This is a genomic window from Geodermatophilus sp. URMC 62, assembly GCF_052931475.1.
The window spans coordinates 3833967-3847786 of sequence record NZ_JBRFHY010000001.1 but is presented as its reverse complement, the minus strand read 5'-3'; the positions used below and the strand labels follow the sequence as shown (position 1 = coordinate 3847786).

The 13820-nt window shown below is 74.0% G+C and carries 10 protein-coding genes and 1 pseudogene; 2 read left to right on the top strand and 9 right to left on the bottom strand.

Annotation, left to right across the window (positions count from 1 at the left end; genetic code table 11):
• Positions 1-127: 127 nt before the first annotated feature.
• Positions 128-604 carry a heavy metal-responsive transcriptional regulator gene (locus ACU616_RS18695; protein WP_446759917.1) on the top strand — a complete coding sequence of 159 codons (477 nt, stop codon included), beginning with the start codon at positions 128-130 and terminating at the stop codon, positions 602-604.
• A gap of 171 nt (positions 605-775) precedes the next feature.
• Here the strand turns inward: ACU616_RS18695 and ACU616_RS18690 are convergent.
• The 8 genes and pseudogenes from ACU616_RS18690 to ACU616_RS18655 all read right to left on the bottom strand — a co-directional run.
• Positions 776-1051, bottom strand: a pseudogene (locus tag ACU616_RS18690) (hypothetical protein); the annotation flags it as partial.
• A gap of 218 nt (positions 1052-1269) precedes the next feature.
• Positions 1270-1596: a DMT family transporter gene (locus ACU616_RS18685; RefSeq protein WP_446759916.1), complete on the bottom strand. Its 327-nt coding sequence runs from the start codon at positions 1594-1596 to the stop codon at positions 1270-1272.
• Between the two features lie 147 nt (positions 1597-1743).
• Positions 1744-2733 carry an ABC transporter substrate-binding protein gene (locus ACU616_RS18680; protein WP_446759915.1) on the bottom strand — a complete coding sequence of 330 codons (990 nt, stop codon included), beginning with the start codon at positions 2731-2733 and terminating at the stop codon, positions 1744-1746.
• Positions 2734-2738: 5 nt separating this feature from the next.
• Positions 2739-4832 (bottom strand): ABC transporter permease subunit, encoded by a 2094-nt coding sequence (locus tag ACU616_RS18675; RefSeq protein ID WP_446759914.1) that lies wholly within the window; start codon positions 4830-4832, stop codon positions 2739-2741.
• A gap of 11 nt (positions 4833-4843) precedes the next feature.
• Complete coding sequence (locus tag ACU616_RS18670) at positions 4844-5935, bottom strand: quaternary amine ABC transporter ATP-binding protein (RefSeq protein WP_446759913.1); 1092 nt, start codon at positions 5933-5935, stop codon at positions 4844-4846.
• 621 nt (positions 5936-6556) lie between these two features.
• Positions 6557-8026, bottom strand: coding sequence for an aldehyde dehydrogenase family protein (locus tag ACU616_RS18665; protein ID WP_446759912.1), 1470 nt, complete (start codon positions 8024-8026; stop codon positions 6557-6559).
• A 168-nt stretch (positions 8027-8194) separates the two neighbouring features.
• Entirely contained in the window at positions 8195-9043 is an 849-nt protein-coding gene (purU, locus tag ACU616_RS18660) for a formyltetrahydrofolate deformylase (protein WP_446759911.1), read from the bottom strand.
• A 10-nt stretch (positions 9044-9053) separates the two neighbouring features.
• Positions 9054-10427, bottom strand: coding sequence for an L-serine ammonia-lyase (locus ACU616_RS18655; protein ID WP_446759910.1), 1374 nt, complete (start codon positions 10425-10427; stop codon positions 9054-9056).
• A 120-nt stretch (positions 10428-10547) separates the two neighbouring features.
• On the opposite strand from ACU616_RS18655, the gene ACU616_RS18650 reads away from it, so the two are divergent.
• Positions 10548-11213 carry a GntR family transcriptional regulator gene (locus ACU616_RS18650; protein WP_446759909.1) on the top strand — a complete coding sequence of 222 codons (666 nt, stop codon included), beginning with the start codon at positions 10548-10550 and terminating at the stop codon, positions 11211-11213.
• Between the two features lie 144 nt (positions 11214-11357).
• Here the strand turns inward: ACU616_RS18650 and ACU616_RS18645 are convergent, their stop codons facing one another.
• Complete coding sequence (locus tag ACU616_RS18645) at positions 11358-13820, bottom strand: GcvT family protein (protein WP_446759908.1); 2463 nt, start codon at positions 13818-13820, stop codon at positions 11358-11360.

The following is a 13820-nucleotide window of genomic DNA, read 5'->3' as shown; positions in this document are numbered from 1 at the left end:
GCGGCAGGCAGGAACGGTATGACACGGGCCACACCAGCGCATCCGTGACCGCGGGACCGCGTCGGGCGGGAGCCGCCTCGGAGGCGTCCGGTGCGGGAGCGGCGGGGACGGCGCCCTTGACCTCGGAGTGCACTCCAGGGCCTACGGTCGCCGCCATGACGGCCGTCACCACACCGGCCCCCGAGGGCTCCGGGTCTCCGAGCTGGCCGAGGCCGCGGGCGTGAGCGCGGACACCGTCCGCTGGTACGAGCGCGCGGGGCTGCTGCCGCCGCCGGCCAGGACGTCCTCCGGCTACCGCAGCTACGGCGCCGAGGCCCTCGACCGGCTGCGCTTCATCCGCGGAGCCCAGCGGCTGGGCCTGCGCCTGGCCGACGTCCGTGACCTGCTCGCGGTCCGCGACACGGGTCGGTGCCCGTGCGAGCCGGCCGGGCAGGTGCTCCGGCGCCGCCTGGCCGAGGTCGACGTCGAGATCCGACGGCTCACCACCCTGAGGGCCCAGATGGCCGCGATGGCCGACGCCCTCCCGGCGGCCGACTGCCCTCCCCCGAGCCCCGGCACGTGGTGCCCACCGGAGGAGGGAGGTGACCCGACGTGCTCCGTGTGAACGGCGACTGCGACTGCGGCTGCGACTGCGACTGCTGCTGCTGACGTCTCGGCGCGTCCTCCCGGGCCCGGGACCGGGAGGACGCACTCGGCTCGGCGCCCCTGCGTCGACCGAGGCGAGGAGCGCGCGGATGGTCGCCGCGTCCAGGGGACGCTCGGCGGCCAGCTGGCGCAGGAGGAGACCGTCGACCGCGGCGACGAGCACGGCCCGCCGGTGCGGGTCGGGCACCTGGCGGGCGACCGCACCGTCGACGGCGTCCCACCACGCCTGCAGCTCGCCGCGCAGCTCGGGGTCCCGGATCACGCGCAGGTACAGCTCGAACTCGGCGACGGCGAACTCCCGCGAGGTGCTCGTGCTCTCCGCCACGAGCCCGACGAGCACGGCGAGGACGTCGGCGCCCGGTGAGCAGGCCTCCCGCAGGCGGTCCAGGTGGCCGGCGTCGACCATCCGCAACGTGGCCGCGAGCGGCTGGTCGACGGACGTGAAGTGGTACAGGACGACGCGGCGGAGACGCCGGCCGCAGCCGCGACGGCCCGCTGGCTCACCCCGCCGATCCCGTTCCGGGCGATGACCGCCAGCGCGCCGTCGAGGACCCGGCGGCACTGCACCTGCCCCGACGCCGGCGGCCGTCCGGCTCCTCCGGCGGCTGGGCCCGGTCGGCGGGGTCAGGCATGCCGGGCGCCGCCCAGCTCGATCGCCACGACGCCGACCACGACGAGCACGAGGCCACCGAGCTGGACGGGCGTGAGGCGGTCGCCGAACAGCACCGTGCCGAGCGCGGCGATCAGCGCCACGCCGAGGCCGGCCCACACCGCGTAGGCGTGGCCGACCGACATCCCCGCGACCAGGGCCCGGGACAGGGCGAAGAAGGCGACCGCGTAGCCCAGCACCATCACCAGCGAGGGGACCAGCCGGGTCAGCCCCTCGGAGGCCCGCAGGCACAGTGTCGCGGTCACCTCGCTGAGGATGGCGACGGCGAGCCAGAGCCACATGGCGCCTCCCGACGGGGAACGAGAAACCTGAACGATCGCTCGAGAACGACCCCGGACGTCCGTCCTCCACCGGAGGCCGGGACGCCGCGTCCCCCGGCCGCCGTGGCGGCCGGGGGACGCGGCGTGCTCACCCGTGCGGGGCGGGGGTCAGGGCAGCCACTCCTGCACGGTGTCCTGGTTCTCCGAGACCCACTTCTTCGCGGCCTCCTCCGAGGACATGCCGTCCTCGGTGATGTAGCGCGCCACGGTGTTCTGGTCGTCGTTGGTCCAGGTGAAGTTCTCGATCAGCTGGTAGGCGGGGCCGTTCTCGTCGGCGAAGTCCGCCCGCACGATCTTGTCGAGCTGGTACTCCGGGTAGTCACAGGCCACGGCCTCGGGGTCGGCGTCGCACCCCTCGGTGTACTCGGGCAGGTTCACCTTCTGCAGGTCGACCTCGGAGAGGAACCACTGCGGCGAGTAGAAGTAGCCCAGCAGCGGCGTCCGGTTCTGCTCGGCCTGCCGGAAGGCGGTGATCAGCGCGGCCTCCGACCCGGCGTACACCACCTGGTAGTCCAGCCCCAGGTTCTCCACCAGGGCGGCGTCGTTGGTGACGAACGAGGGGTCGCCGTCGAGCAGCTGGCCCTTGCCGCCGGACTCCGACGTCTCGAACAGGTCGGCGTACTTGTTCAGGTTCTGCCAGTCGAGGATGTCGGGGTACTCCTCGACCATCCACGGCGGCACCCACCAGCCGATCTGCCCGACGTTGCCGGTGGGCCCGGCCTCCGCGGCCACCTGCTGGTCGTCGATGAACCGCGCCTTGAGGTCCTCGTGACCCCAGTTCTCCACGATGGCGTCCACCTCGCCGGTGGCGAAGCCCTGCCAGGCCACCTCCTCCTTGAGGTCCTTCAGCTCCACCGTGCACCCGAGCTCGGACTCGGCGACCTCGGCGATCACCGCCGCGTTGGCCTCGTACCCGACCCAGGGGTTGACGGCGATGTTCACGGTGCCGCAGTCGCCGCCCGACCCGCCGGAGGCCGCGTCGCTGGACTCGTCCTCGATCGTCGCGCCGCCGCAGCCGGCGAGCCCGAGGGACAGGACGGAGGCGATCGCGGCGACGCGGAGGGCTCCGCCGCGTTCGGGACGTGCAGACAGGAACACGCTGGTCACCTTTCGGTTGCGACCGCCAGCGGGCGGTCGGAGGTGTCCTCGTCCGCCGGGGACGGGGTCGAGGGCGTCCGCTTCTGGACGGGTCGGGAGGAGCGGCGCCCGGGGGCGCGCGGGCTGCGGGTCCGTGCGCCGCCGGTGCGCGCCGCGGCGGCCTGGGTGACCCGGTCGAGCATGATGCCGAGCAGGACGATCGCCATGCCGGCCGCCAGCCCCTTGCCGTAGAGCTGCGCCTGGCTGAAGCCGGCGACCACGTCGTAGCCGAGGGCACCGGCACCGACCAGTCCGCCGACGACGACCATGGCCAGCACGTAGATCAGGCCCTGGTTGGTGGCCAGTGCGATGGCGTGCCGGCTCATCGGCAGCTGCACGTTGCGGATGATCTGCCAGCGGGTCGAGCCGGCCGCGGTGGCCGCCTCCACGGTCTCGGCGGGCACGGCACGGACGCCGTCGGCGATGATCTTCGTCGCCACGGGGACGGCGTAGACGACCGCGGCGACGATGGCGGTGAACCGGCTCGCGGCGAACAGGGCCAGGAACGGCACGAGGTAGACGAACGACGGCATGGTCTGGGCGGCGTCGAGGACCGGCCGGACCGCGGCGTCCGCCCGGCGGCTGCGGCCCATGGCGACCCCGAGCACGACCGCGATCACCATGGTCAGCACCGTGGCGATCAGCGTCGCGGCCAGGGTCGTCATCGCATCGCCCCACAGGCCCAGGCCGATGACCAGCCCGAGGCAGACCACCACGGCGGCCACCGCCCGCAGGCCGCCGACGACCGCGGCGAGGGCGGCGAGCGCGGCGAACACGACCCACCACGGGCTGTCGGTGAGCAGCGACTGCAGGGGGTTGATCAGTCCGCCGGTCAGGGCGTCCTTGAGCCCGAGGGTCAGCACCGACAGGTTGGTCTGCAGCCAGTCGCTGACGTCGGTGGCGGTGCGGACGATCCACGGGCCGACCGGGGACCCACCGGGGAACTCCGCCGCCCACAGGTAGGTGCGCGAGAGCCAGATCGCGAAGAGCGTCGCGAGCAGCCCGCCGGCCACGGCGGCGCGCCGCACGGTGCGGTTGCCGGCGCGGCGCGCGGCCTGCGTGGCGTCGGTGCGCACGCTCACCGCGGTGGTGGCGCGGTCGAGCAGGATGGCGAGGACGACGATCGCCAGCCCGGCGTTGAACGCGACGCCCACGTCGAGGGTCTCGAGGGCCTGCAGGACGGTCTGGCCGAGACCGGGCGCGTTGATGAGCGCGGCGACCGTGGCCATCGAGAGCGCGGCCATGATCGTCTGGTTGACGCCGGTGACGATCAGCCGCCGGGCCAGGGGCAGCCGCACGGTGCGCAGCGTCTGCCAGCGGTCGGCCCCGAGGGAGGTGGCGGCCTCCACGACCCCGGCCGGCGCGTTGCGGACGGCGTGCGCGGTGAGCCGGATCACCGGCGGCGCCGCGTAGATCGTGGTGGCGATGGTCGCCGAGGCCGGCCCGATGAGGAAGAACAGGGTGAGCGGGACCAGGTAGACGAAGGAGGGCATCGTCTGCATGAAGTCCAGCACCGGGGTGACGACCCGGCCGACGCGCGTCGACATCCCCGCCCAGACGCCGAGCGGGATGCCGAAGAGCAGCGAGATGACGACCGAGGCGATGGTGAGGGCCAGCGTGTCCATGGCCTCGGTCCACAGGCCCTGGGTGCCGATGAAGACCAGGCCGGCCGCCACGAGCACGGCGGCCCGCAGCGAGCCGGCGACCGCGGCGAGGAACGTCCCCAGGGCCACGACGCCGAGCCAGCCGAGGACCGGCACGGGCCGGCCGAACGAGGGCTGGACGATCACGTCGCGGATGAGCGTGACGAAGGCGTCGATCGCCTCCCGGATCTGGTCGAACCCGTACAGGAAGAGCGGGTTGCTGTCGCGGCCGGCGCTCACCGAGTCGGAGAACTCGGTGATGTCCCGGTGCAGCGGGGTGAGGTCGGCCGGCGCGAGGGCGAGCGTCTGCTGCCCGCGCAGCAGCAGGTGCAGTCCCACCCAGGCCACGAGGATGCCGACGACGACCCAGATCCGCCCCGGCCGCCGGACGGTGGGCAGCGTCGGGGTCGACGCCACGGCGGCCACGGTCAGCGCTCCTCTGCCGGGCCGGCGATGACGGCGAGGACCGCCGCGTCGTCGACCACGCCGAGCAGCTCGCCGCCGCGGACCACCTTCACCGGCCGGCCGGCCGACAGCACCGTCCGGACCGCCTCGCGCACGACCACGTCGGGACCGAGCTCCGGGCCGTCGAGCCGGTCCTCGGGCCGGGCGGCGCGCATGATCCAGCGCAGCGTGAGCACGTGGGAGCGCGGGACCTCGCGCACGAAGTCGCGGACGTAGTCGTCGACCGGCGCGCCGACCAGCTCGTCGCCGGTGCCGCACTGGACGGGCCGGCCGTCGCGCATGATCAGGATGCGGTCACCCAGCTTGAGCGCCTCGGAGAGGTCGTGGGTGATGAAGACCATCGTCTTCCCGACCTCGTGGTGCAGGCGGACGATCTCCTCCTGCATGTCGCGGCGGATGAGCGGGTCGAGCGCGGAGAACGGCTCGTCGAAGAACAGGACGTCGGGGTCGCCGGCCAGCGCCCGGGCCAGCCCGACGCGCTGCTGCATGCCGCCCGAGAGCTGGTCGGGGTGGTGGTGCTCGTAGCCGGACAGACCCACCAGGTCGGTGACCTCACCGGCCCGCCGCCGGCGCTCGGCCTTGGACACGCCGGCGATCTCCAGCCCGTAGGCGACGTTGTCGAGCACGGAGCGGTGCGGCAGCAGACCGAAGTGCTGGAAGACCATGGAGAACTTGCGCCGGCGCAGCTCGCGCAGCCGCTTCTCGTCGCAGGCCAGGATGTCCTCGCCCTCGAACAGGACCTGGCCGGCGGTCGGGTCGACCAGGCGGGTGAGGCACCGCACCAGGGTCGACTTGCCCGACCCCGACAGCCCCATGACCACGAAGACCTCGCCGGGGGCCACGTCGAAGTCGACGTCGCGGACCGCCGCCGTGCACCCGGTCCGCTCGACCAGCTCGCGGCGGGACAGCGCGGCCAGTTCGGGGGTGGCCGGGATGGTCGCGGCCCTGGGGCCGAAGACCTTCCACAGGTCCCGGACCGAGACGACCGCCTGGGCCGGATCCGGCCCCGCCGGAGGCGCCGACGTCGCGGGCCCGGGAGCCACCACGGCGCTCACGCCCGCACCCCGTCGGCGCACCACGGCGCCGGTGTCGGGAGCGAGGACCGGCCACTGCCGGCGGCCGGCCGGGAGGTGGGAGCTGCGGGGCGGGCCATGGCCTCTCCTTGCTGGTGCTCGGCGGGCCGCCGGCGGCCCGCCTCCATCGGATGAGTACTGCCGTGCCGTTGCGTCATGCGCACGAGTTGCGCGTCAAGGTACGGCCGGCCGGGATGCTTCGGAAGACCTTCGCCCGAGGTCGTGGCCGGGCACCCGGGACCTCCGTGCCGACGGGCCCACCGCCGCGACCGGCGGGGAGGGCGACCCGACGGCCGGTCACCGCTGGGTGCCGAGGGGTCGCGAGGTGCGTGGTGGGCATCAACGCGCCCCTCCTCCCCGTCCCTGGCCCTCATGCTGGTATATCAACTGGTCCGGGACGATATGGTGCAGACCTGCACAGGGCAAGGAATCCGCCCGTCCGAGCTGTGGACCCCGGCCTGCGGCCGCGCGGCCGGCGTCGGCACGGGGAGCGGGGGACGGGCCGGCGCACTGCCCGCGCGCACCCGCTCAGCGGGGACAGGAGCCCCGTCACGACGGCGGCCCGTCCACCCGGGGTGGCGGGCCGCCGTCGGGTGCGGGTGCTCAGGCGGTGAACCAGCCGGCCGGCCGCGGGGCGGTGTTGTTCCAGATGTGCTTGGCCTCGCGGTACTCGGCCAGGCCGGAGGGTCCCAGCTCCCGGCCGTTGCCCGACCGGCCGAACCCGCCCCACTCGGCCTGCGGCAGGTAGGGGTGGTAGTCGTTGATCCAGATGGTCCCGTGGCGCAGCGCCCGGGCCACCCGCTCCGCACGGGCCGGATCGGCGGTCCACACCGCGCCGGCGAGCCCGTAGTCGGTGTCGTTGCCCAGCGCGATCGCCTCCTCCTCGGTGCCGAAGCGCTCCACGGTCAGCACCGGGCCGAAGGACTCCTCCTGCACGACCCGCATGTCGCGGCGGCAGTCGGCGAGGACCGTGGGCCGGTAGAAGAAGCCCCCGGCCAGCTCCGGCTCCTCGGGGCGGCGGCCACCGGCGACCAGCCGGGCGCCCTCCTCGAGCCCGGTGGCGACGTACCGCTCGATCGCGTCCCGGTGCTGCGCCGACACCAGCGGGCCGCTCTCGGTCCCCTCGTCCATGCCGTTGCCCAGCCGGATGCGCTCGGCCCGCTCGGCCAGCGCCGCGACGAAGCGGTCGTGGATCTCGTCCTGCACGATCAGCCGGGCCCCGGCGGAGCAGACCTGCCCGGAGTGCACGAAGACGGCGGTCAGCGCGTGGTCGACCGCGGTGTCGAAGTCGACGTCGGCGAAGACGATGTTCGGGTTCTTCCCGCCCAGCTCGACGGTCACCTTCTTCACCGTCTCCGCGGCGGCCCGCAGGATCCACTGCCCGGTGGCCACGCCGCCGGTGAAGGACACCATGTCGACCCGGGGGTCCTCGACCATGGCCGCGCCGACCACCCGGCCGTCGCCGAGCACCAGGTTCACCACGCCGGCCGGCGCACCGGCCTCCTCCAGCAGCTCGACCAGCTTGACGGTGGTCAGCGGCGTCACCTCGCTCGGCTTGACCACGATCGTGTTGCCGGCGGCCAGCGCCGGGGCGACCTTCCAGCACACCTGCAGCAGCGGGTAGTTCCACGGCGTGATCAGCGAGCAGACGCCCACCGGCTCGTAGACGACCCGGCTGACGACGTCGGCGCGCCCGGCGTCGACCAGCCGGCCGGGGTCCTTGTCGGCGAGGTCGGCGTAGTAGCGGAAGACCGCGACGACGTCGTCGACGTCCTGCCGGCTCTCGCCCAGCGTCTTGCCCGTGTCACGGGTCTCCAGCCGGGCGATCTCCTCCCGGTCCCGCAGCAGCAGGTCGGCCACCCGGTCGAGCAGGGCGCCGCGCTCCCCCGCCGGGGTGCGCGGCCACGGGCCGGCGTCGAACGCCTCGCGGGCGGCGGCCACGGCCGCGGCGACGTCCTCGGCCGTGGCCTCGTCGACCTTGGCGACGACGCTCTGGTCGAAGGGGTTGACGACCTCCCGCTCGGCGCCGGACGAGCCGGCCCGCCAGGTGCCGCCGATGAACAGGTTGGCCATGTCGCTCCTCGGGTCGTGGGGTCGGTGGTCGCGCCGACGGCGTCCGGCCGGGTGCGGTGACCGGGCCGGGCTGCGCGCGGCCGCGCCGGTCCGGCGGACGGGCCGGCCGGGCCCGCGGCAGGCGCCCCGGCCGCCACGGGCGTCACCGGAGGGGCAGCGCGCCGCCGCTCAGCGGAAGACCACCGTACTGGAGCCGTTGAGCAGGACCCGCCGCTCGGAGTGCCAGCGCACCGCCCGGGACAGCGCGAGCGCCTCGGCGTCCCGGCCGACGGTGGCCAGGGCGCGGGGGTCGTGCGTGTGGTCGATCCGGATCACCTCCTGCTCGATGATCGGGCCCTCGTCGAGGTCGGGGGTGACGTAGTGCGCCGTCGCCCCGACGAGCTTGACGCCGCGGTCGAAGGCCTGGTGGTAGGGCTTGGCGCCCTTGAACCCCGGCAGGAACGAGTGGTGGATGTTGATCGCGCGGCCGTACAGGGCGCGGCAGGCCTCGTCGGAGAGCACCTGCATGTAGCGGGCGAGGACGACCAGGTCGGCGCGCGTCTCCCCCACCAGCTCCAGCAGCCGCGCCTCGGCGGCGGGCTTCGTGCCCGGGGTGACCGGCACGTGGTGGAAGGGCAGGCCGGCCGCCTCGGCCATCGGCCGCAGGTCCTCGTGGTTGGAGACGACCCCGACCAGCTCGCCGCCCAGGCTGCCCGCGCGCCACCGGAAGACGAGGTCGTTGAGGCAGTGGCCGAGCTTGGAGACCATGACCAGCACCCGCTGCGGCCGGTCCCCGGTCACGGTGAACGTCATCCCGAAGTCCTCGGCCACCGGCCGGAACGCCGCGGTGAGCTCCTCGACCCCGGTGTCCTCCGCGCAGACGAAGGCGGTGCGCAGGAACAGCTGCCCGCGCACCGCGTCGTCGAACTGCTGGTGCTCGACGATGTCGCAGGCGTGCTCGAACAGGAACCGGGTGACCGCGTGCACGATGCCGGGGCGCTCGGGGCAGCTCAGCGTGAGGGTGTACGGGTGGGGCACGGGTGCCTCCTCAGCACTCGACGATGTTGAGCGCCAGCCCGCCGCGGGCGGTCTCCTTGTACTTGTCCTTCATGTCCGCGCCCGTCTCGCGCATGGTCTTGATGGCCTTGTCGAGCGGGACGAAGTGGGTGCCGTCGCCGCGGACGGCCATGCGGGCGGCGGTGATGGCCTTGAGCGAGCCCACGGCGTTGCGCTCGATGCAGGGGATCTGCACCAGCCCGCCCACCGGGTCGCAGGTGAGCCCGAGGTTGTGCTCGATGCCGATCTCGGCGGCGTTCTCCACCTGCTCCGGCGTCCCGCCGAGCACCTCGGCCAGTCCGGCCGCGGCCATGGAGCAGGCCGAGCCGACCTCGCCCTGGCAGCCGACCTCCGCTCCGGAGATCGAGGCGTTCTCCTTGAACAGCAGGCCGATGGCCGCGGCGGTCAGCAGGAAGCGGACGACGGCCTCGTCGTCGTGTCCGGGCACGAAGTCGCGGTGGTAGTGCAGGACGGCCGGGACGATGCCGGCCGCGCCGTTGGTCGGCGCGGTGACCACGCGGCCGCCCGCGGCGTTCTCCTCGTTGACCGCCAGCGCGTAGAGGGTCACCCACTCCATCGCCCGCAGCGGGTCGGCCTCGTCCGGGTGCTCCTCCAGCTGGGCGCGCAGCGCCGCTGCACGCCGGCGGACCTTGAGCCCCCCGGGCAGGACACCGGTGGTGCGCGTGCCGCGCTCGACGCACTCCTGCATGACCGCCCAGACGTGCAGCAGGCCGGACCGCACCTCGGCCTCGCTGCGCCAGGACAGCTCGTTGGCCAACATGACGTCGCTGATCCGCAGGCCGGTCGCGCGGGTGTGGGCGAGCAGCTCCTCGGCGGTGCGGAACGGGTGACGCACCGGGGTCGGGTCCTCGACGAGCACCGGCGCGCCGGCGTCGTCCTCGTCGAGCACGAACCCGCCGCCGACCGAGTAGTACTCGCGCCGGGTGAGCTCGCGGCCGTGCGCGTCGAGCGCGGTGAAGAGCATGCCGTTGCTGTGGAAGGGCAGCCGCCGCCTGCGGTGCAGGACGACGTCGTCGTCCACGGCGAAGGCGATGGAGTGCTCGCCTGCCAGCCGCAGCTCCCCCTCCGCGCGCACGGCGGCCACCCGGGGGTCGGCCGCGACCGGGTCGACCACGTCGGGCTGCTCCCCCTCCAGCCCGAGCACGACGGCCTTGACGCTGCCGTGCCCGTGCCCGGTGGCGCCGAGCGAGCCGAACAGCTCGCACCGGACGCCGGCGGTGCGGGTCAGCAGCCGCTCCTCGCGCAGGCGCGCCGCGAACGTGGCCGCGGCGCGCATGGGACCGACGGTGTGCGAGCTCGAGGGGCCGATGCCGACCCTGAAGAGGTCGAACGCACTGATCGTCACCCGCCGAGCTCCCCTCCACCAGGCTGGCCTCATGACTGGTATATCAAGTAGTGGCACGACCGTATGTCTTTGACCCTCATGAGGCAAGGACGTTGGCCCCGCAGGGTCTAGGATGCTCGCGTGACGACCGCCGCTCCCGACGTCGAGGGCGTCTCGGCGTCGTTGGCCGACCGGGCCTACATCGCCATCCGCGACCAGCTGATCATGCTGGAGATCCGGCCCAACGAGCCGATCGACGACGACGCGCTGGCCCGCTCGCTCGGGGTCGGCCGCACGCCGGTGCGCGAGGCGCTCAAGCGGCTCGAGGTCGACCGGCTCGTCGTCAGCTACCCGCGCCGCGGCACGTTCGCGACCGGCATGGACATCACCGACCTCGCCCACATCTCCGAGATCCGCGTGCAGCTCGAGCCGCTGGCGGCGCGGCGGGCCGCCGAGCGCGCCCCGCGCGAGCTGCGCGGCGAGCTGGCCGGACTGGCCGACCGGCTCGTCGACCTCGAGGTCGACGCCGTCGACCGCAGCGAGCTCATGCGCTGGGACCTCACCGTGCACCGGGCGATCTACCGGGCGGCGGGCAACCCGCACCTCGACGACGTGCTGGTGCGCTACGACAACCTGGCCACCCGCATCTTCTGCCTCTTCCTCGACCGGCTGCCCACGGTCGACGCGCACGTCGGCGAGCACGTCGGCCTGCTGCGCGCCATCGCCGAGGGCCAGGCCGACCGCGCCGAGGAGCTGGCCCGCGAGCACGTGATCGGCTTCGAGAGGGCGATCCGCGCGGTCATCTGAGGGAGGCCCCCCCGCCCCCCGCGGCCCCTGGCGGCGGCCCTCCTGCAGGGGCCCGCGGCGAGCCCGCGAGTGGTGGGGGGCAGGAGTGGCCCCGTCCCGGGCCCCGCCCCGAGCCTGCCAGGGGTGGGGAGACGGGGTCCTCCCTCAGCCGCGGATGCGGGTCATCTCCGGGTCGACCAGCGGCTCGGCGGTGACCGTGGCCGCGACCCGCCGGTCGAAGTACCGGATCTCCACCGCCGTGCCGACCCCGGCCGAGGCCGGCAGCCAGGCGTAGGCGATCGGCCGGCCGATCGTGTGGCCGAAGGCCGCGCTGGTGACGTAGCCCGCCGGCCGCCCGTCCACGAACACCGGCTCGTGGCCGAGGACGACGGTGCGGCCGTCGTCGATCGTCAGGCAGGACAGCCGCCGGCGGGCGGTCTCCTCGCTCCTGTCGGCCACCGCGTCGCTGCCGACGAAGGCGCCCTTCTGCTTGCGGACGGCGAAACCGAGACCGGCCTCGTAGGGGTCGTGCTCGGTGGTCATGTCGTGGCCCCAGGAGCGGTAGCCCTTCTCCAGCCGCAGGCTGTTGAAGGCCGCGCGGCCCGCGGCGATCACGCCGAGGTCCTGGCCGGCCGCCCACAGCACGTCCCACAGCTTCTGCCCGAGCTCGGCGCTGGTGTAGATCTCCCAGCCGAGCTCGCCGACGTAGGACAGCCGCATCGCGGTGACCGGGACGCCGCCGAGGGTGGCCCGCTTGGCGCGGAAGTACTTCAGCCCCTCGTTGGTCAGGTCGTCGTCAGAGACCCTCCGCACCAGGTCGCGGGCGCGGGGGCCCCACAGGCCGATGCAGCAGGTGCCCCCGGTGACGTCGCGGACCTGCACGCTGCCGTCGGACGGCGCCTGGCGGCGCAGGTGGTCGAGGTCGAGGTTGCCGTTGGCGCCGACCTGGAACAGCTGCTCCCCCAGCCGGGCGACGGTGAGGTCGCTGCGCACGCCGCCGGCCTCGTCCAGGGCCAGGGTGTAGGTGACCGAGCCGACCGACTTGTCCATCTGGCCGGTGGTCAGCCGCTGCAGCAGGTCGAGTGCACCCGGGCCGCTGACCTCCAGCCGCTTGAGCGGGGTCATGTCGTACATCGCGACCGCGGTGCGGGTCCTCCACGCCTCGGCGGCCGCGATCGGCGACCAGAACCGCGCCGCCCAGTCGTCGCGCGCCGGCGGCACCCACTCGGCGGGCAGCTCGTCGAGCAGGTGCGCGTTGGCCTCGTACCAGTGCGGACGCTCCCAGCCGGCGGCCTCGAGGAAGAACGCACCGAGCTCCCGCTGGCGGGCGGAGAACGGGCTGACCCGCAGGTCGCGCGGGGACTGCTTGGGCTCCAGCGGGTGCAGGATGTCGTAGACCTCGACGAAGTTCTGCTGCGCGGTCTCCCGCACGTAGGCGTCGGTGAGCTGCACCTCCTCGAACCGGGCCACGTCGCAACCGTGCAGGTCGACCTCGCTGCGCCCCTCGACCAGCAGCTGCGCCACCGAGCGGGCGACGCCCGCGGAGTGGGTGACCCAGACCGCCTCGGCGATCCAGAAGCCGGCGACGTCGGGCGACTCCCCGATCAGCGGCCCGCCGTCCGGGGTGAAGGAGAAGATGCCGTTGAACCCGGTGTCGACCTTGCTGCCGCGCAGCGAGGGCAGCAGCTCCTGGCTCTGCTCCCACTGCTCGGCGAAGTCCTCCTCGGTGAAGGGCAGCATCGACGGCATCGCCGCGTCGGTGACCTCCCCCTCGGGCAGGTCGGTCAGCTCCACCGGCATCGGCCGGTGGGCGTAGGAGCCGATGCCCAGGCGGTCGCCGCGCTCGCGGTAGTACAGGTCGCGGTCCTGGTGGCGCAGGATCGGCATGCCGGCCTCGGTGAGCTCGTCGTTGCGGCCCACGAGCTCGGGCACCTGGCCGGTCCAGACGAACTGGTGGGCCAGCGGCAGCAGCGGCACCCGCATGCCGACCATGGCGCCGACCGCGGGGCCCCAGAACCCGGCGCAGGAGACGACGACGTCGGCGGGGATGACGCCGTCCGCCGTCCGGACGCCGGTGACCCGGCCGCCGGCCTGCTCGATGCCGGTGACCCGGGTGTCGCCCTGGAACACCGCGCCGCGGGCCTCGGCCCGGCGGGCCAGGGCCACCACGGCGCGGGACGCCTTGGCCAGCCCGTCGCTGGGCACGTACAGCCCGCCCAGGATCCGGTCGCGGTCGATCAGCGGGTGCAGCTCGACGCACTGCTGCGGGTCGAGCACCTCCCCCTGCACGCCCCAGGACGTGGCCCAGCCCTGGCGCCGGTGCAGCTCGGCCAGCCGCTCGGGCGTGGTGGCCACCTCCAGGCCGCCGACCTGGTTGAAGCACCACGCCCCGTCGACGTCGAGGCCGAGGAACTTCTCCACGGTGTAGGACGCGAACTCCGTCATCGTCTTCGACCCGTTGGTCTGGAACACCAGGCCGGGCGCGTGCGAGCTGGAGCCCCCGGTCAGCGGCAGCGGGCCCTGGTCGACCACGGTGACCCGGTCCCACCCGCGGGCGGTGAGCTCGTCGGCCAGGTTGGCCCCGACGATGCCGGCTCCGATGATCACCACGCGAGGGGTGCGGGACAT

What these genes read in the sequence shown, in the direction of transcription:
- ACU616_RS18645 (WP_446759908.1), bottom strand. Translation starts at nt 13,820, where the DNA reads ATGTCCCGCACCCCTCGCGTGGTGATCATCGGAGCCGGCATCGTCGGG.
- ACU616_RS18685 (WP_446759916.1), bottom strand. Translation starts at nt 1,596, where the DNA reads ATGTGGCTCTGGCTCGCCGTCGCCATCCTCAGCGAGGTGACCGCGACA.
- ACU616_RS18665 (WP_446759912.1), bottom strand. Translation starts at nt 8,026, where the DNA reads ATGGCCAACCTGTTCATCGGCGGCACCTGGCGGGCCGGCTCGTCCGGC.